Annotated in this window: 13 protein-coding genes and 3 tRNA genes; 12 read left to right on the top strand and 4 right to left on the bottom strand. The window is 46.3% G+C overall.

What is annotated here, in order from left to right; genetic code table 11:
- Positions 1-4: 4 nt before the first annotated feature.
- Both DFP81_RS08240 and DFP81_RS08235 read right to left on the bottom strand, forming a co-directional pair.
- Positions 5-89, bottom strand: a tRNA-Leu gene (locus DFP81_RS08240).
- A gap of 213 nt (positions 90-302) precedes the next feature.
- Positions 303-1,529 carry an EAL and HDOD domain-containing protein gene (locus DFP81_RS08235; protein WP_115897288.1) on the bottom strand — a complete coding sequence of 409 codons (1,227 nt, stop codon included), beginning with the start codon at positions 1,527-1,529 and terminating at the stop codon, positions 303-305.
- 214 nt (positions 1,530-1,743) lie between these two features.
- Between DFP81_RS08235 and DFP81_RS08230 the strand changes: the two genes are divergently transcribed.
- From DFP81_RS08230 to DFP81_RS08195, 8 genes are all read left to right on the top strand, one after another.
- Positions 1,744-1,819: transfer RNA gene (locus tag DFP81_RS08230), tRNA-Ala, on the top strand.
- A gap of 63 nt (positions 1,820-1,882) precedes the next feature.
- Positions 1,883-1,958: transfer RNA gene (locus tag DFP81_RS08225), tRNA-Ala, on the top strand.
- A gap of 130 nt (positions 1,959-2,088) precedes the next feature.
- On the top strand, positions 2,089-5,454 hold the full coding sequence (gene recC, locus DFP81_RS08220) for an exodeoxyribonuclease V subunit gamma (protein ID WP_115897287.1): 3,366 nt from the start codon (positions 2,089-2,091) through the stop codon (positions 5,452-5,454).
- Entirely contained in the window at positions 5,451-9,158 is a 3,708-nt protein-coding gene (gene recB / locus DFP81_RS08215) for an exodeoxyribonuclease V subunit beta (RefSeq protein WP_245959119.1), read from the top strand. The genes recC and recB overlap by 4 nt, the downstream gene beginning before the upstream one ends.
- Positions 9,145-11,058: an exodeoxyribonuclease V subunit alpha gene (recD, locus tag DFP81_RS08210; RefSeq protein ID WP_115897286.1), complete on the top strand. Its 1,914-nt coding sequence runs from the start codon at positions 9,145-9,147 to the stop codon at positions 11,056-11,058. The genes recB and recD overlap by 14 nt, the downstream gene beginning before the upstream one ends.
- A gap of 156 nt (positions 11,059-11,214) precedes the next feature.
- Complete coding sequence (locus tag DFP81_RS08205; protein WP_115897285.1) at positions 11,215-12,222, top strand: tryptophan--tRNA ligase; 1,008 nt, start codon at positions 11,215-11,217, stop codon at positions 12,220-12,222.
- A gap of 13 nt (positions 12,223-12,235) precedes the next feature.
- Positions 12,236-13,102, top strand: a complete 867-nt coding sequence (locus tag DFP81_RS08200) for a Tim44 domain-containing protein (RefSeq protein ID WP_115897284.1) — start codon at positions 12,236-12,238, stop codon at positions 13,100-13,102.
- Positions 13,103-13,195: 93 nt separating this feature from the next.
- Positions 13,196-13,702 (top strand): chemotaxis protein CheW, encoded by a 507-nt coding sequence (locus DFP81_RS08195; RefSeq protein WP_245959118.1) that lies wholly within the window; start codon positions 13,196-13,198, stop codon positions 13,700-13,702.
- A 93-nt stretch (positions 13,703-13,795) separates the two neighbouring features.
- Here DFP81_RS08195 and DFP81_RS08190 read toward each other — a convergent pair whose 3' ends face one another.
- Positions 13,796-15,094, bottom strand: coding sequence for an inosine/guanosine kinase (locus DFP81_RS08190; protein WP_115897283.1), 1,299 nt, complete (start codon positions 15,092-15,094; stop codon positions 13,796-13,798).
- Positions 15,095-15,182: 88 nt separating this feature from the next.
- Here DFP81_RS08190 and DFP81_RS08185 point away from each other — a divergent pair, with 88 nt between their 5' ends.
- A complete protein-coding gene (locus DFP81_RS08185) occupies positions 15,183-15,956 on the top strand; it encodes a HesA/MoeB/ThiF family protein (RefSeq protein WP_115897282.1) in 774 nt (257 codons plus the stop codon).
- A gap of 135 nt (positions 15,957-16,091) precedes the next feature.
- Entirely contained in the window at positions 16,092-17,045 is a 954-nt protein-coding gene (gene trxB / locus DFP81_RS08180) for a thioredoxin-disulfide reductase (RefSeq protein WP_115897281.1), read from the top strand.
- Between the two features lie 93 nt (positions 17,046-17,138).
- Here trxB and ppa read toward each other — a convergent pair whose 3' ends face one another.
- Positions 17,139-17,669 carry an inorganic diphosphatase gene (gene ppa, locus DFP81_RS08175; protein WP_115897280.1) on the bottom strand — a complete coding sequence of 177 codons (531 nt, stop codon included), beginning with the start codon at positions 17,667-17,669 and terminating at the stop codon, positions 17,139-17,141.
- Positions 17,670-17,860: 191 nt separating this feature from the next.
- Between ppa and ihfB the strand changes: the two genes are divergently transcribed.
- Entirely contained in the window at positions 17,861-18,184 is a 324-nt protein-coding gene (ihfB, locus tag DFP81_RS08170; RefSeq protein ID WP_281272028.1) for an integration host factor subunit beta, read from the top strand.
- Between the two features lie 73 nt (positions 18,185-18,257).
- Positions 18,258-18,581 (top strand): LapA family protein, encoded by a 324-nt coding sequence (locus tag DFP81_RS08165; RefSeq protein ID WP_115897278.1) that lies wholly within the window; start codon positions 18,258-18,260, stop codon positions 18,579-18,581.
- Positions 18,582-18,584 lie beyond the last annotated feature (3 nt).

Here is an 18,584-nt window from a genome sequence, read left to right as displayed (position 1 = left end):
TATGTGGTAGCGCTGGGCGGACTCGAACCGCCACGCCTTTCGGCAGGGGATTTTGAATCCCCCGTGTATACCAATTTCACCACAGCGCCATATTTTGAAAAGCTATACAACTATTATACAACTTTTTTTGATATGTTTTATTTTTCAAGTTGTTGATATTAAAGAGATTTTACCCTAAAAATCAATAGATACTTTCGATTTTGAATCCGTCGTGTCTACCAATTCCACCACACTGGCCTTGAAAAAGGTGATGCGTATTCTATGGTTTTTCTCAGCGCTGTCAATCAATTAAGCTAAAAAAATTAATTTAATTGCTGCAGCACCTCGTCGGCCCACAACATGGCGTCTAAAAATGCGCGATTAAGCTGTGCGCGTTTCTGGTGAGGGATTCGTTGTAGCTTGCGCCACGCCTGCTGCTCTAGATTCATGGTTTGTTCTAGGTAGTTACCAAGAGGTCCTTCGAACTTTAAGATGGCATCCATCACATCTTGGCTAAGAGCGACTTGGCCTAAGATAGCGGATTTTTCCATGGCAAATAACACATCAATACCAGACATGACCCCAGTAATAAAAGCGGAGTCTGCCATTTCTTTGTTGTCTAATTCGGCAATAAGTTGGCAGCAGCGGGCTCGGGTCAGTAATATTTTGAAGAGAGATTTTGGTTGCTCAGAGTTCGACGTTAATGTGATAAGCAGTGCCCAGCGCTTTAGCTGCACCAAACCCAGGAACACGACAGCGTCTTTGATAGAGTCGACTGTTTTGGGGATACCACTGACTGGGCTTTTTAGGATGCGTAGCAATTGAAATGAAAGCGTAGGGTTTTGCGCCACCATATTGGTGATGGTATCAATGCTAATGTCTTTGTCTTGCAATGCATTTACTAAGGTAATGGCGCTTTGTGCTGCAGAAGATATTTTTTTGCCTTTGATAATCTCAGGTCTTTGTAGGAAATAGCCTTGGAAAAGGTCAAACCCAAGTTCTCGGCAATAATCAAACATGGCTTGGCTTTCGACTTTTTCTGCTACCAGAATCAAGCCTTTTGCTTTGAGGGCTTTGATCTGCTCTAAATACTCTTGTGGGGGGGTAGTGAGAACGTCGATTTTCACGATGGAAACCCAAGGCAGTAGGCTTAGGTACTCTTTATCGAAGTGGTAGTCGTCTAATGCAAAGCGGTAGCCTGCTTGTCGCCACTTTTTGACGGCCTCGATAAATTCTGGAGTAAGTTCCTGATCTTCTAAAATTTCGATGTACATGGTTTCGGGGGAGATCGGGAAGAAGGCATCGGACAACATTAGGTCAGTTGTCATATTGATAAAAAAAGGTTTTCTTAATTGCGTTTCTAAATGGGTGATGCCGATACAAAGGTTGACCAGCACTTGACTGGTTGCCAGCTCACCGTCTAGAACATTGGCGTTCTGGCTGTCTTGCCCGCGAAACAGCAATTCATAACCAAACAGTTCTTTAGATTTTTTGAAGATGGGCTGTTGCGCCATCATTAAATCGTCTAAAACATGAGGAAAATCAACCATAATTATTACCCTTCCGGATGACTATACGACGCTGATAAGCGCCACTTCTTCCCAGCAATTGAATTATAATAAAAGCACAAATTACGTGTTCTCCACAATCTTATTTAGTAGGTAATTTCTGAGGCCAAATCTAGACGAGGATCAATTAGTTAAAACTCAGCATGAAAGGGTTGACAGTGCCCCGAAGCGGCCATAAAATCTTGCGCTGTTTTGAGGGGCTATAGCTCAGCTGGGAGAGCGCTTGCATGGCATGCAAGAGGTCTGCGGTTCGATCCCGCATAGCTCCACCAAAACAATCCCAGGACATTTTTGTCCAAGAGTGACCTTATCTTATCGATAAAGCGACACTGTTTGGGGCTATAGCTCAGCTGGGAGAGCGCTTGCATGGCATGCAAGAGGTCTGCGGTTCGATCCCGCATAGCTCCACCATCCTTGATACATCCTCTGAAATGAATCCCCTAGCGAAACGAATATAGTCTTCTTTTTTGGCGCCTTGAAGGTTAGGCTTAACTCTGTCTGCTTGTTCTTACTTTTCATTGCCGATAACAAGGATTCGTGCATGTTTCAGCTTTATACAGGTAACCGTCTTGAAGATTTAGCGGTACTGCTGGCAAAAATATTGGCGCTTTCTCCGCCGCAAAACCCGTTCAAAGATGAGCACATTTTGGTGCAAAACCCTGGCATGGCCCAGTGGCTAAAAATGTCGCTGGCGGAATCTCATGGCATCGCTGCAGGGCTCACGTTTCCACTTCCTTCTACTTTTGTTTGGCACAGTTTTGCGCAAACCTTGTCGGATATTCCAGGGCAAAGTGAGTTTAACAAACCGTTTCTGGTTTGGCGCCTGATGCGGTTGCTTGATGCACGTTTATCCGATGAAGAATTTCAGTCATTAAGCTGGTATCTGCAAGACGATGATAGCCAGGTTCGGCGCTTTCAGTTATGCACCAGTATCGCGGATATTTATGACCAATATTTGGTGTATCGCCCGGATTGGATAAAAGTCTGGGAAGGCGGGGAGAGCCAAGATGAATCCTTAGCTTCACTGTTTGAACAGCAGCCTTGGCAGGCCATTTTGTGGCAAGACTTGGTGGCGGATGTGAGTCAGCGAGGCGAGTCTTTATACCATCGTGGTAACTTGATCGAAGCCTTGGCGGATGCCACGCGCTCGCAGACGCGACCGCCAGATATGCCTGAGCGAATTTTTATCTTTGGGGTGTCTTCACTGCCGCCTAATACCTTGGAATCTCTGCGGGTGCTGGCGTCTTCTGGCTGGATAGAAATGCATTTATTTTTGCAGAACCCGTGTCGCTTCTACTGGGGCGATGTGGTTGATAAGCACTATATTGGCCGGGTTATTAAGCGCCAAACCCTAAAGCCAGGTCTAAGCATGGACACCTTGCATTTGGATGCCAACCCGCTGCTCGCAAGCTGGGGACGATTAGGGCGGGATTACATCGCCCAACTGCAAGAAATGGCCGACAATGAACTGGAAGTGTTTGAAGATTATCTCAATGAATCGCAACAAGGGTTGCTGCAATGGGTTCAGCAAGATGTGCTGACATTAGAAAACCATGGATCTGCTGAAGAGCGGGATCCAAGCGTTGAAATGGCGCACTATCGTCACCCAATCGAAAAACAAGATCAAAGTGTCCGCGTACATTTATGCCACAGTCCATTACGCGAAGTGGAAGTGCTACACGACCAGTTGTTGGACATGTTTGAGCGCGATCCTAGTCTGACGCCGAAAGATATTATTGTCATGTTGCCTGATGTAAACACCTACAGCCCATTTGTTAAGGCCGTATTTGGTGGCTCAACAGGAGCATCAGAAGGTCATGGTCATAAGAGGATTCCGTTTGCCTTAATTGACCAATCCGGCGGCATGGAAAACCCGATAGTAGATGCCTACCTGTATTTATTAGGTTTGGGTGAGAGCCGCTTTACCTTATCTGAGCTGATCAGTGTTTTGGAAGTGCCGGCGGTGTTGGCTAAATTTGAATTGACGCCGGAGGAGTTGGAGCGAATTCGACAGTGGTCTGCTGAAGTTGGGGTGCGTTGGGGGTTAGACGCACACACGGCAGAGCATCACGCGCTGCCAAGCCAAGAGTCGCATACCTGGCTTAATGGTGTGCGCCGTATGTTGCTCGGTTATGCCATGGGCCATGATCATATCTGGGAAAACACCTTAAGTTATGGGGATGTAGAAGGCCTTGAAGCCGCCGTCGCTGGTAAGCTGGCCGAGTTTTTAGCGGCAATTAATCAAGCACAACAAAGGTTACAGGCGTCGTTAACACCAAAAGACTGGATCGACATGCTTTACTCGCTCAGTGAGCAGTTCTTTTTGGTGGAAGAGGACGACAGTTTCCCAACCTTATTAAGTAAGCAGCTGGATACCCTGACATTACAGTGGCAGCATGCGTATTTTGATGACAAATTAGATCAGCAAGTCATCCGTCAGTTGCTCACGCCTATGTTGCAGGAAGCCCAAGGTGGGCAGCGTTTCTTAGCGGGTCGAATCAATTTTTGTACGTTAATGCCAATGCGTTCTGTGCCTTTTAAAGTGGTTTGTGTACTTGGTTTAAATGAAGGGGACTATCCACGTAGCGTCGCTCCGATGGGCTTTGATCTAATGGTGGGCAATTATCGCAGTGGCGACCGCAGCCGTCGCGAAGATGACAAGTACCTGTTTTTAGAAGCGCTTATGTCAGCTCGAGAGTGTTTTTACCTGAGTTATGTGGGTAAAAGTATTCGAGATAATAGCGAGAAAAACCCCTCTATTTTGGTCAGCGAATTACTCGAATATATGGCACAAAGTTGTGTCTTTGTCGGCGATGAAACGCTGAGTCCAGAAGAGGCACAAGACGCATTCTTGAGCCAGTTAGTGATAGAGCATCCATTGCAGCCGTTTAACGAAAGCTATTATCAACAAAACCCTCGTCTTTACAGTTATAGCGAGCAATGGTTACCGGCAATATTAGCTTCTCATATAGAGCACGATACGCCTAATATTCATCCTTTGGCGGCGCAAGAGAGCAGTCGTGCAGAATTACCATTAGAAGAATTATCTCGTTTTATTGGTAACCCAGCGCGCTATTTCACCCAGCGGCGATTAAAGGCGTTTTTGAGTTTACGGGAAGAGGAAGAGTTTGAAGATGAGCCTTTTAATCTGGAAGGTTTATCTGGGTATTTGTTACGGGAGGACATGCTGGACGCGTTATTGCAAGGCGATGATGAGACCTTTTTTAAGCGTCTTCCATTAATGGGTGTGCTGCCTTACGGCGCCTTTGGTCGTTTATCTTTACAGCAATACCAAGATCAATGTCGGCAGTTAATTCAAGTGTTGCAAGGCTATGGTTTTGCCCATTGTGAACCGCTAGAGGTGAATCTTCAGCTTGGCGCATTTGCCTTACAAGCTTGGTTAAAGCTGGACACACCCACGACGCGTTTATCCTATCGTATTGGTGATCTTTCCGCTCACCAGAAAATGCAGGCATGGATTGAGCATTTGGCCTTGTGTGCACAAGGAACCCCGAAACAACATCACCTAGTGAATCTGGCTAAAAATGGCAAGGTTACTCAACATGGATTTATTATTTTGCCCCCGGACGAGGCGAAAAATCATTTATCGCAAATAATAGCCTTATTGCAGCAAGGCTTGTGTGAGCCGATTCCTTTGCCTTCAAAAAGCGCCGACGCTTGGTGTAAAAGCTATTGCGCTTCAAAAACCGCAGAAGATGAAGAAGCGGCTTGGCAGCAAGCACTAAAAATTTATCAAGACAGCAGCAGTGCATTTAGCAGTAGTGAAGTAGACGATGCCTACTGGCAACGCTATTTTCCATCTTTGGTTGAGCAGCGCGAGCGCTTTACTCAGTTATGTGAAGCGATTTGGTTACCAATGCACCGTCATTTGGAGTTGTTTGAATGAGCGAAATTACATCAGCGGGCGTCACCAGTGCCGAGTCATCAAGGTCGATGGCCCCAACCAACATGGCGCAGACGGTACAGTTGCTGGATGCATTAACCTTTCCTCTGTTTGGAAAGCGGCTTATCGAAGCCAGTGCTGGCACAGGTAAAACCTATACCATTGCCAATCTTTATTTACGCTTACTGGTCCCTACGGGGCTGCCAGGTGATCTAGAAAAACCGTTAACGGTGGATCAAATCTTGGTGGTGACCTTTACCGAAGCAGCCACCGCTGAGCTCAAAGCGCGGATCCGTGGCCGTATTCGAGTTGCCCGTAAAGCCTTGATGATGGGCGCCACCAAGGATGTGTTTTTGCAGGACTGGTTGGCGAATATGACAGACAGCCAGCAGTCCGATGCCATTGAAAAACTGCTCTATGCAGAAAAGCAAATGGATGAAGCGGCGGTGTTTACCATTCACGGTTTTTGTCAGCGGATGTTGAGTCAAAACGCCTTTGAAAGCCGTATGTTGTTCCAACAAACCATAGAAACAGACGAGCAAGCGCCTTTAGCCATGGCGGTTAAAGACGTTTGGCGTAGTGAGTTTTATCCGCTTGATGACAGTAAGGCGGCTTTGATTAAACCTATTTGGTCTTCTCCAGACGCACTGCAAAAAGATTTGTCCTTGTTGCAAAATCAGCCAGACGCAAAGTTAGTCACGCCAGATTATGATTGGCAGTCGGCTTTAGCGGCCTCTCAGCAAGCGATTGAAGTGGTGAGATCCACCTGGCTCGAGCAATCTCAAGACATTATTGATGCATTAGAGCACAGTGGTATTAAGCGTACTTTCTGGCGCAAAGACCCATCCAAAGATATTCAAGCGATGACGCAATGGGCGCAGTCATCCCGTTTTGAGCTGGATAAAAGTCTGGAAAAATTCGACACCAGTGAGCATGCCACCCGTTTGAGTAAAAACGGCGAATTGCCAGCCCACCCTTTCTTTAGTGCAGTACAAGCGTTAAGAGAATCTTTCCCTGAGGCGGGCCGATTAAAGGCGGTGTTGTTGCAACAATTATGGGAAAAAACCCAACAGCGCATGGCGCAGTGGAAACGCAGCACACAATCTTTGACCTTCACGGATTTGTTAACCTCTTTGGATGTCGCCCTAGAGCAAGATGACGCTGGCAAGCTTGCAGAACGTATTCGACACCTCTATCCGATAGCATTGATCGATGAGTTTCAAGATACAGATGCGGTTCAGTATCGCATTTTCTCCAGCGTCTATCAGCCTGCGGATACAGACCAACAGCGCTTGGGCTTGATTATGATAGGCGACCCGAAGCAGGCGATTTATGCTTTTCGCGGGGCGGATATTTATACTTATTTGTCGGCGAAACAAAGAGTAGATAGCGTCTACTCTTTGGCGACCAATTACCGCTCATCTGCGGCCATGATCCAATCGGTCAATGCCTTGTTTAGTACCCATGAGGCCCCTTTTAGGGTGGAAGGCATTCCCTTCGTTGAAGTGCAAGACCGCGGCGTAGCAGGGCAGTTTTTACGCCAAGGGGAGCAACAACCTGCGTTGCAGTTTCTTTACCAGCAAAGTGATGAGCCTGTTTCGAGTGCTCAGTATCGAGGGGCCATGGCAGAGGCGTGCGCAGCGCATTTGCACGCCATCTTGTTAGAAGGGCAAAGGGCAGAGGCTTGGATCGGTGAACGAGGCGTACGGCCAAAAGACGTGGCTTTGTTGGTGACCAATTTTAGCCAAGCCAATGCCTTAAAAGACGCATTGCGCAAGCGCGGGATTCCGAGTGTTTATCTGAGTGATAAAGGGTCGGTGTTTGAAACCGTAGAAGCTCGTGAACTCTTGATTGTGCTCACCGCTATCTTGTCGAACGCCCAAGAAAGTAAGATGCGCTCTGCACTGGCTACCAGTTTGGTTGCCTGGTCATTAGAAGACTTAGACACCCTGAATCACGATGACGTAGTGTATGAAAAGTGGGTGCAGGCGTTCCAGAGTTATTTAACCCTCTGGGACAGCCAAGGCCTGTTGCCTATGCTGCGAGCTTTTATGGCGGATGTGGATCTAGCAACCCATATGTTGCAGCAGATAGGCGGTGAGCGAAAGCTTACTGACTTTTTGCATCTGAGTGAAAAACTACAGCAAAAGTCACTGGAATTAGACTCCAAAGAAGGCGTGTTGCGCTATTTACGCTTGGCCATTCAAAACCCCAATGGCGACAGCGACGAGCAAAAAATTCGACTAGAGACGGATGCGGAATTGGTTCGTATTGTGACGATTCACAAAAGTAAGGGGCTAGAGTATCCGATTGTTTATCTGCCATTTGCCTTAACGCCGTTTCAAAATCGTGGCAGTTCGGCGCTTTACCATGATGATCAGCAACAGTTATGGATTTCTATTGACCCGGACGAAGAAGAACAGGAGCGCCATACCCAAGAGCTGTATGCCGCCGAAATTCGTTTGGCTTATGTGGCGTTAACTCGCTCTAAAGAAGCCTGTTTCATTGGTTGTATGGAAGTAGGTAAGGGCGCGACGAAATCTCGGGAGGCCATTTGCGACGTTCATTTAAGCGGCGTGGGGGCTTTACTGTGTGAAGGCGAACCCTTGGAAGCGGGAGGCTTAGTGCCAACGCTGACTCGCTTAGTGGCGCGCCATGCTGAGGGCAAAATGAGTCTGGTGAATTTGCCTGATGAAGCGCCGCAATTAGCGCGCTTTGAAATGCTAGAAGAACGCCAAGATACGCCCCAAGCAAGACGTTTTACCGGCCGCGTAGAGCGAGATTGGTGGGTTGGTAGTTATTCTTCATTGGTTGTAGAGGCGGCCGAGCAGCAGGACCAAAGCTTGCCCGGGTTGGATGAAATGACGCGCTTGCAGGATGTTTTTGAAGAGCTAGCAGAAGGGGATTCATTGCTGCTGGAAGAGGCGGGAGAAGTCTCGCAGAATCGTTTTAGTTTTCCCCGTGGCGCTAAGCCAGGTACCTTTTTACATGACACGCTTGAAGGCAAAGGGATCCAAGAGGTGGTGAGTGAGCCCAGTTTTAGGGATTTATTAAAGACCAGCAATCAAGCTAGCATGGCTGCATTTTATGAGCGTCAGGGCTTTGCCGAGTGGCAATCTGTGCTCAATGAATGGCTGGTGGACATAGTCAATACTGAGTTATTGGAGGGCGTGTGTCTTGGGGATCTTCCGGTTTCTGCTTGTCGCAAGGAAATGGAATTTTTCATGCCGGTAAATGGGATGAATGCCTTGCAACTTGACCGTATTGCGCGTGAGCATGATGCGGTGTCTCGTTCTGCTCCAAACATTCAAGATCGACCATTAAAAGGCATGCTAAAGGGCTTTATCGATTTGCTCTTTGAGTGGCAAGGGCGATATTACGTATTGGACTACAAATCTAACCATTTGGGCGATGATTTTTCTGCTTATCAAACCGCTGAAGTAGAGCATGCTATTGCGGAGCACAGGTACGATTTGCAATACCAGTTGTATACCTTGGCACTGCATCGTTTGCTGAAACAGCGGTTACCAGATTATGACTATGATACCCATGTTGGTGGTGTGGTGTATTTGTTCTTAAGAGGCATGACGCCTGGGCAAAGCACGGGTATTTTTAACACGCGACTGTCAAGGCAGCACCTTGATGCTCTCGATCAACTCTTTAGCGGTACATTGACGCAGGAGGAAGGCCAACTTGGACTTTTCTAATCAATTGGATTTATTGGCCGAAGCCGAGTTAAGCAGCATAAATCCGCTACTTGCTTGGCAAACATTGGGGGTATTGCGCCCGATAGATCGTCAATGGATTGAGCAGTTGGCTGACCACGCCGGAGAAAATCAGGGAGCGGTTCGCATTGCAGGTGCATTATGCAGTGCCTATCTTGGTGCTGGGCATATTTGTGTGGACTTAGCGAGCTTATGGTATACGCCGCCAGAAGGAATTACAGCGAGAGAGCTGCAGCAAACCTTGGCTGCCAATGCTGTTTATTCGATTGCCGATTGGTGTCATGTGTTGCAGCAAAGTGCTCTAGTGAGTCTTGCACCAGTTGGGAATACAGGGACTTTGTTAGAAAATCCCATGGTGCTTAACCAGACGCGGTTGTATTTATATCGTTATTTTCAGTATGAGCAACAAGTGCTGGATTACCTAAAAAAACAAACCAGTGCCCCCCCTTTTACACCTGATGCGGCGCTTATTGAACGTTTGTTTCCTGACAAAAATGAGACCGTCGATTGGCAAAAAGTGGCGGTCGCTAATGCCGCCAGTTTGCCGTTTTCAGTGATCAGTGGTGGCCCAGGTACGGGGAAAACCACAACGGTAACCAAATTGCTGGCCTTATTGGTGTCCCAATCCATCGCCCAAGGTAAGGCGTTAAGGATCCAGTTAGCGGCCCCGACGGGCAAAGCCGCAGCGCGTTTGACCGAGTCTATCGCTAAGGCAAAAAGCTCGTTGCCACTAGCGGCGGATTTGCAAGCCGCAATTCCTGAGCAAGCCAGCACTCTGCATCGCTTGTTGGGCAGTGATTTTGGTCGCAGTCGCTTCAAGCACAATAAAGACAACCCGTTGCATCTTGATGTGCTGCTGGTGGACGAAGTGTCGATGGTGGATTTGCCGATGATGGCAAAGCTGATCGACGCTTTGCCAACGCACGCGCGGTTAATTTTGTTGGGCGATAAAGATCAATTGGCTTCGGTGGAAGCGGGCAGTGTCTTGGGGGATTTATCCTTGGGCATTGAAAATGCGTATTTTCAAGCGGATTGGGCGCAACGCTTAAGCCAGCTTACGGGGGAAAATGTCAGTCAATTTGCTAACCCTAAAGCACCGTTAATCAGCCGATCATTGACCTTATTACGTACCAGTTATCGCTTTGATGCGAACAGTGGTATTGGGCATTTGGCAAAAGCTATGAACGCAGGTAATGCACAAGACGCTCTGTATCAGCTGCAAAATAACCCTAATGATGTGCATTGGCAAATACCCCCAGAGCAACAGACTAAGCCAAATATTGCCGCCTTGGCGAAGGGATATGATGAATATTGGCAGGCGGTGCGTGAGCAGCAAGACATAGGAACGCTTTATGAGGCTTTCTCACGCTATCAAATATTGACCGCGGTGCGCCAAGGGGAATTTGGTGTGGAGCAGGTTAATAAGCAACTGGAGCTGTACTTTTATCAGCGCGGACGGGTCAAAGATCCCCATGTGTGGTATCCAGGAAAAGCTGTCATGCTGACCCGTAATGACGCCAGCCTTGGCTTGTTTAATGGCGATATTGGCTTATGTATGCCAGATGAGTCACAGCGCTTACGGGTTTGGTTTATGCAACCTGATGGCTCTTTTACTGGCTTATTGCCCAGTCGATTGAGTGCATTTGAGGTGGTGTTTGCGATGACGGTGCACAAATCACAAGGGTCTGAATTTGAGCGCGTCGCTTTATTGTTACCGCTGACGCCTTCGCCAGTGCTGACGCGCGAATTGATTTATACCGGCATCACGCGAGCGAAGCAGGACTTTACCTTGTGGGGGGCTGCACACCTGGTTCAGGTGGCGGCGCAATCTCGGATTCAGCGTAATTCCGGCTTGCCTGAGGAACTTTGGCCCAACGCTTGATAATCAGGTATTTGTCACCATTAATAGAAAATCCTATAGGGGAATAAAGTGGAAAAGCAATATTAGGCTTTTGTAAGATTCTTGCTGTGATTCTTTTATGGTAGGGTAGGCGCAAATTTTGACACTAAATACAGTAACAAGAGAGTAGTAGCAGTAATGGCAAAAGAAATTGTTTTAACCGGTATTACAACTTCAGGTACACCGCACCTAGGAAACTATGTGGGGGCGATTCGTCCAGCAATTGAAGCAAGTCGTCAAGAAGATACTGACGCCTACTTTTTTATGGCCGATTACCATGCTTTGATTAAATGCCAAGACCCTGCACGCGTGCAGCAGTCGCGCCAAGAAATCGCCGCGACCTGGCTTGCTTGTGGCTTGGATACTGACAAAGCAACTTTTTACCGTCAATCCGATATTCCTGAAATTGCTGAACTGAACTGGCTGCTGACCTGTGTTACCTCAAAAGGGTTAATGAACCGCGCCCACGCTTATAAAGCGTCTGTGGATGCAAATATAGCCGACAACCAAGACCCAGATTTTGGTATTACCATGGGCTTATTCTGCTACCCAGTATTAATGGCGGCAGATATCTTGGCATTTAATGCCAATAAAGTGCCTGTGGGTCGAGATCAGATTCAGCACATTGAGATGGCGCGTGATATCGCCGGTCGTTTTAATCATTTATTCGGTCAGCACTTTGTCTTGCCAGAAGCGGTTGTAGGCGAAGAAGGCTCTATTTTGAAAGGCCTAGATGGCCGCAAAATGAGTAAGAGTTACAACAATACAATTCCGCTTTTTGATACTGAGAAAAAACTTCAAAAAGGCATTAATAAGATTAAAACCAATTTATTAGAGCCAGGCGAAGCAAAAGATCCAAATGACTCAACTGTGTTTGATATCTATAAAGCTTTTGCAACACCAGAGCAAACAGAAGAAATGCGCAATAAATTTGCAGAAGGTATTGCTTGGGGGCAAGCGAAGAAGGAACTTTTTGAGTTGATCAATGGTCAACTAGCTGAGCCTCGTGAAAAGTATCTAGAACTGATGGCAAACCCTGCACAAGTGGAAGCGATTCTTCAAGCGGGTGCAGAAAAAGCACGAGCTCGTGTGCGTGGACTTATTTCCGACCTTCGCAATGCCGTGGGTCTTGTCAATTTCAAATAAATTGGAGAATTTTGTGAAATCAACAGTATATGCCATGTTAATGGCGTTTGTTCTAGCAATGGGCGTAGGCGGTTTTAGCGCGGATGTCCAAGCGAAGAAATTTGGTGGCGGAAAGAGCTTTGGTAAGAGCTTTTCTATTTCTAAATCAAAGAGCAGCAGTGCTTCTACTATTCCGAAAGCGACTAACACCGCAGCACCGAAGAAAAGTGGTTTTCTTGGTGGTCTAGGTGGCGGCCTATTAGGCGGCTTGTTGGCTGGTGGTATTTTTGCTGCGCTAATGGGCAGCGGCGCATTTGACGGCATTTCATTCGGCGATATCTTATTGTTCGCTGTGATTGGCTTCTTGATCTACAAGTTTTTCATCGCGCCAAAACGTCGTGCAGCACAGGCTCAAGCAGCAGGTTATGGCACAACAATGAATCGTGAAGCAGCGACTTCTACACGCGATCAATTTACACCATCTCCAATGTCTGGCGTGCCAGGTTTTGGTGGCCAACCAGAGTTTCAGTTGCCACCAGGATTCAACGAGCAAGCGTTTGTTGCTGAAGCAAAGAATCATTATATTGCACTGCAAAAAGCGTGGGACAATAATGACTTTGACGAGATCCGCAGCTATGTAAGTGCTGATCTTTATACTATGCTTCAGGAAGAAAGAGCCAAGCATGGTGAAAACATGCCTCGCACTGAAGTGATCTCCTTGATGGTTGAGCTTGTTCGTGGTGAGTTTATTGGCTCTATCGCGTCCATCTCACTAAAATTCTCGGGCTGGATCAAAGAAGGCGACCAAACTTCTGATACCAATGAAGTTTGGCACTTGGAAAAGAATATGTCAGATGAGAAAGGCAATTGGACGATTGTTGGTATTGAACAAGAAAACTAATTGTGGGTTCTTTCTGAGCTAGGTTTTACGCGGAGTCATTGATGCAATGGCTCCGCGTTATTGTTTTAATAAAATCGAATATGGAAGTAAGTCATGTCAGAGTTGGCGCCAATTAAAGAATCTGGAAAAGCCTTAGCGGATAGCAAGAAAGGTGAATTGCTACAATATCTTACCTTTAAATTGATCGATGAAACTTACGGCATTAATGTTTTACAAATCAAAGAAGTGCTTCGTTACAGTGAAATAGCTCCAGTGCCTGGTGCGCCTTCTTTTGTTCTAGGTATCGTTAATTTACGTGGTAACGTAGTGACGGTAATCGATACGCGTGTCCGTTTCGGTTTGCCTGAATGCACTATTACGGATGACACTCGTATCATCATTATTGAGCACGATGGCGAGCAAATTGGTCTATTGGTCGATGCTGTTCAAGAAGTATTTTATCTTTACCAAGGTGAAATTGAGCAGAGCCCAAGTGTCGGTAACGATGATGCTTTGATGTTCATTCAGGGCGTTTATCAGAAAGACGATGAATTGGTGATCTTGCTTGAATTAGACCGTATGTTTGAGCCTAATGACGCGCTTGGCCTTGAAGCAATGTAATCAAATGCCTTGCCATTAAGTGCATACGCAAAAAAAACCATGCCGAAGCATGGTTTTTTTATGTCTAAAATAGCGCTTATTGGGAGGCTTTGCTTAACGGTCCCAGTAAGCCTCTTCCAAGCTGTCTTCTCGCTCTGGAAGGCCACGAGATAAGCGTGGAGCGCTTTGTGCGAGAATTTCATAGCTCACGCGATTGGCGTATTTACATATTTGCGCAAAAGAAGAGTAAGCCAAGAAAGGGGCCGCGTGTTTGCTTGAATTAGGTTGGGCTTCGCGGTGAAAATGGTTGGCAGAAATGTCGTGTAGCAATGCCGACAAGGCGCCATCCCCAGCGCCATTGGTGTTGCGGATTTTTTCTGGGCCACCCATATATGGGTCAATATGAGAAAAGACTTTTATCGGGTTCTCACACGCTTGGCGCATCATTGGGCGGCTGAACTCCCAGCGATTAAAGTCTGCAATATTGGCGGACTTTATTGGGTTGGTGGTCTCTCGCTTTAGGCTGCTTTCTGTATGGCCACATAAATATAAGCCATCTGGCCCTGCGGTAAGCAATACCATGTCCACATAATCTAGAATCGCATCGGCCGCTTGTAATGGATCCGCAAAGCCGGTTAATGCTTCGGCTTCAAGCTCGTTCATGGCCAATACATTTACATCGCGTTTAATGAGCTCAAGCAGCTCGTCGTGATGGTCGTCAACCAGGTGTTTAGTGCCAAGGGTTAACACAGTGGGAATATGGTGCTTATTGGCATAAGCCATAGAGGTTAGCATCGCCTGTTTAATGGGTTTTCCTTGATGACGCAATGGGTAGGCACAGCTAACAAAGGCCGCGGCACCAGCGATAATCTCTTCAGGAATGTGGTCGTGGCTAAGTTCATCCATATCTCCAGGAGCAATGGCAAAGGTGCGCTCGCCATCGGGAGTGATTAAGGTGATACCACGGCCAATATCACCGCTCACACCTTGTAGGTGATTCATATCAACCTTACTGCTGGTATGGCAAATGTAGTGATAAGCTGGTGAGCCTAACGCGATGTTGGCGGACATAACGCCAAGTAGCACGGATTTGTCATCGGCTAACACTGAGTAGTTATGTATGGTGTTGCCGATGGTGCCGCCAGCAAAGTGATCAGAAATGCTTTGCTCGGCGGTTAATCTTTCATATATGGCAGAGGCGGTATCAACATCGACTAAGTTAGATAAGCCTTTTTGAATGTTGAAGTTTGTTAGAAAATCATCAGAGATATTGGCAATAACATCGACAATGGTCTCGTCTAGCCCGACAATATAGGTGTCTTTATCAGGACGAACTTCAGAGGTAGGCAAAATAGGCTTTGCTTCAGAAACCGGGAAATAGTGTTTGATTTTACGTCTACCTGGGAATTTCATACTTTTTGTCCGCTGAATAAGTTAATGGTTTTATTTTATCAAAACATTGACCGATCGGGCAGTTATCTAAAATAAATGTAAGAGAAAAATGAACGAATCACAGCTTGATCGATATAGCCGACAACTTTTGCTTCCCACCTTTGATATAGAAGGGCAATTAGCTTTGTCGAGTGCCACCATCTTGGTGGTTGGTATGGGTGGCTTGGGAAATATTGCGGCCACCTATTTGGCCACAGCTGGCGTTGGTGAATTAATACTAGCAGACGGTGATCATCTAGAGTTGAGTAATTTGCCACGCCAAGTTCTTTATAATGAGTCCTATCTTGGCCATAACAAAGCGGATGCGGCAAAAGCAGAACTGCTCGCCAAAAACAAAGACTGTAATATTCACGTTATTACAGAGCATTTGGTGGCAGACACGTTTGCGCAAGCCGTGGCGAAAGCCAGTGTGGTGCTCGATTGCACCGACAATTATCAAGCCCGTCAAAGCATTCATCGAGCGTGTTTCGCAGCAAACACTGCGTTAGTCAGTGCGGCAGCGATACGTTGGGAAGGTCAGTTGATTAGCTTTCGCTATGAGCAAAATGACACCCCTTGTTATGAATGCCTTTACCCTTCAATGTCTGATAGCCAGCTCAGTTGCAGCGAGAGCGGTGTGATTGGCCCTGTAGTAGGTTCTTTAGGCGTGTTGCAGGCGTTGGATGCCATTAAAATTGCCAGTGGTTGTGGGCGAGTAGAGCACGGCTTGCTGAAATTATTCGATGGTTTAGAAGGGCGTTGGCGTGAGATGCGCTTAACTCAAGATCCTGAATGTGCCTTTTGTGGTACTCGAACTGCGCAAACGGCGATACGACGCGGTTGAAAAGCCATAGAAGATCCCTATTTTAGTTATTAACATTTTTCGCTAAGCATTTTGGCGTAGATTCGTTAGAATCCGCCTCAAGAATTTTATCTGGCCATTTTTGTCAGAAAACACTTATTTACAGGAGCAAATTACATGAGCGATGTGAAACACGCTAAATTAATGATTTTAGGGTCTGGCCCTGCTGGCTATACCGCTGCAGTTTATGCGGCTCGTGCCAACTTAAACCCTGTAATGATCACTGGTATGCAAATGGGTGGCCAGCTAACGACCACCACAGACGTAGATAACTGGCCTGGTGATGATCTGGGCGTTCAAGGTCCTGAATTAATGGACCGTATGCGCAAACATGCAGAGCGTTTTGAAACTGAAATTATCTTTGATCATGTTAACAAAGTGGATCTGAATAACCGTCCTTTCCGTTTGGAGGGGGATAGCGGCGTTTACACTTGTGATGCTCTGATCATTTCAACGGGTGCTAGCGCTCAGTACCTTGGTCTTGAAAGTGAAACGAAATTTATGGGGCAAGGGGTTTCTGCTTGTGCCACTTGTGATGGTTTCTTTTACCGTAACCAAGACGTTGCTGTGATTGGTGGTGGTAATACGGCGGTTGAAGAAGCCTTGTATTTGGCGAACATTGCGAAAACTGTCACTGTGATTCACCGTCGCGATAAATTCCGTTCTGAAAAAATCTTGTCTGACAAATTGTTGGAAAAAGCGAAAAACGGCAACGTGAAAATCGAATGGTACTCAGAGCTAGATGAAGTGCTAGGTGATGATACTGGTGTAACAGGGGTTCGTATTAAAAATAGCCAAACCGGTGAGAAGAAAGATCTAGCGGTAGCGGGTGTTTTTGTGGCGATTGGTCATAAGCCAAATACAGACATCTTCCAAGGTCAGCTAGAAATGAAAGATGGCTACCTTAAAGTGCAAACTGGTTCAGAAGGTAATGCTACGCAAACCAGCATTGAAGGTGTGTTTGCCGCTGGTGATGTGAGCGATCACATTTACCGTCAAGCGATTACTTCTGCCGGAACAGGTTGTATGGCTGCACTTGATGCTGAGCGTTACCTAGACTCTTTAGCATAAGTTTTATTGAGCCGGAAATAAAAAAACCGATCCTAGGATCGGTTTTTTTATGTCGGTAATACTCCGCTAGCCAGGGGGCTAACGGATTAATAATTACTGAGCGTTGTAAGCTTCTACGCCTTCAACTAGGGCTTTTTTCGCTTCTTCAGCGTTCGCCCAACCTTCTACTTTAACCCACTTGCCCTTTTCAAGAGTTTTGTAGTTTTCGAAGAAGTGTTCGATCTGGTCACGTAGCAATTGTGGAATGTCGTTCACATCTTGGATATGACCGTATTCTTTGCTTAGTTTCTCGTGTGGAACAGCAACCAATTTTGCGTCCAAACCAGCTTCGTCAGACATGTTTAGCACGCCAACTGGACGGCAGCGAATAACAGAACCAGCAACCACTGGGTATGGAGTGATGACGAGTACGTCAACTGGGTCGCCGTCGTCTGCAAGCGTGTTGTTCACGTAACCGTAGTTCGCTGGGTAGAACATAGGAGCCGTCATGAAGCGGTCAACAACAAGCGCGTCCATGTCTTTGTCTACTTCGTATTTTACCGGGCTTGCTTGAGCCGGGATTTCGATGATTACGTTAATGTCATTTGGCACATCTTTGCCAGCAGGAATTTTACTATAGCTCATTGTTTTATCTTCCAATGGTGTTAAATATGGTCGACATTATAAAAGCTCACTAAGGTCTATGCCAGTTATCGAAGCAATCGTCTCGTGTTTATTTGCAAAAATTTTAGGAAAAATGCTTTAAATTCGCTCGAAAGCTTTATAACTTATTGCTTTCTTTCTAGATTTAGCTAGTCTTACAGTGTGATCAAAATATAGTCGCGGAGACGAAAATGACAAAATCTGAGCTGATAGAACTGTTAATTGATCAGCAATCTCACTTGCCAGTGAAGGATGTTGAAGAAGCTATTAAGACAATGCTTGATCATATGTCTGATGCTCTGTCGAATGGTGAGCGCATCGAGATTAGAGGTTTTGGTAGTTTTTCATTGCATTACCGAGCACCAAGAATAGGCCGTAACCCTAAAACGGGTGAGTCAGTTGAACTGTCGGCAAAGTATGTTCCGCACTTCAAACCAGGTAAGGAATTGCGTGAATTGGTGAATCTTCCTAATGCTGAGATAAACGAACTTAACTAATTTTCGTCTTATGCCTCGAAATTTGTTAGCTATCACGGCATAATGTTGCCATTCTAATTTGGTGGGTTGTTTTATGCTTAAATGGCTGAAAAGAGTTGTTTTTACAATTCTGATTGTCTTTTTCCTTGCCGTTGGTGTGTTTTTCGCCATCAAAAACCCCCAGCTTATCCATCTTGATTTGGTTTTTTGGCAAGGACCTGAATTAAGTGTCGCTTTGTACATGCTTCTCTCTTTCGCTATCGGGGCTTGTGTTGCTCTGCTGGTGAGCTCTGTCACCTACTTACGTTCTGAACGCCAAGTTCGAGTACTTAATAGACGTCTTGAAAAAGTACAGCATGAGGTTGAAAGCTTACGTAAAGCCTCTCTTGCTCAAGAGTTGTCAGTAGGGAAGGAGTAACGG

Source organism: Marinomonas pollencensis, from assembly GCF_003387375.1.
GTDB lineage: Bacteria > Pseudomonadota > Gammaproteobacteria > Pseudomonadales > Marinomonadaceae > Marinomonas > Marinomonas pollencensis.
Note: the sequence above shows the minus strand (reverse complement) of the source record. Positions and strands in the feature narration are given on the sequence as shown.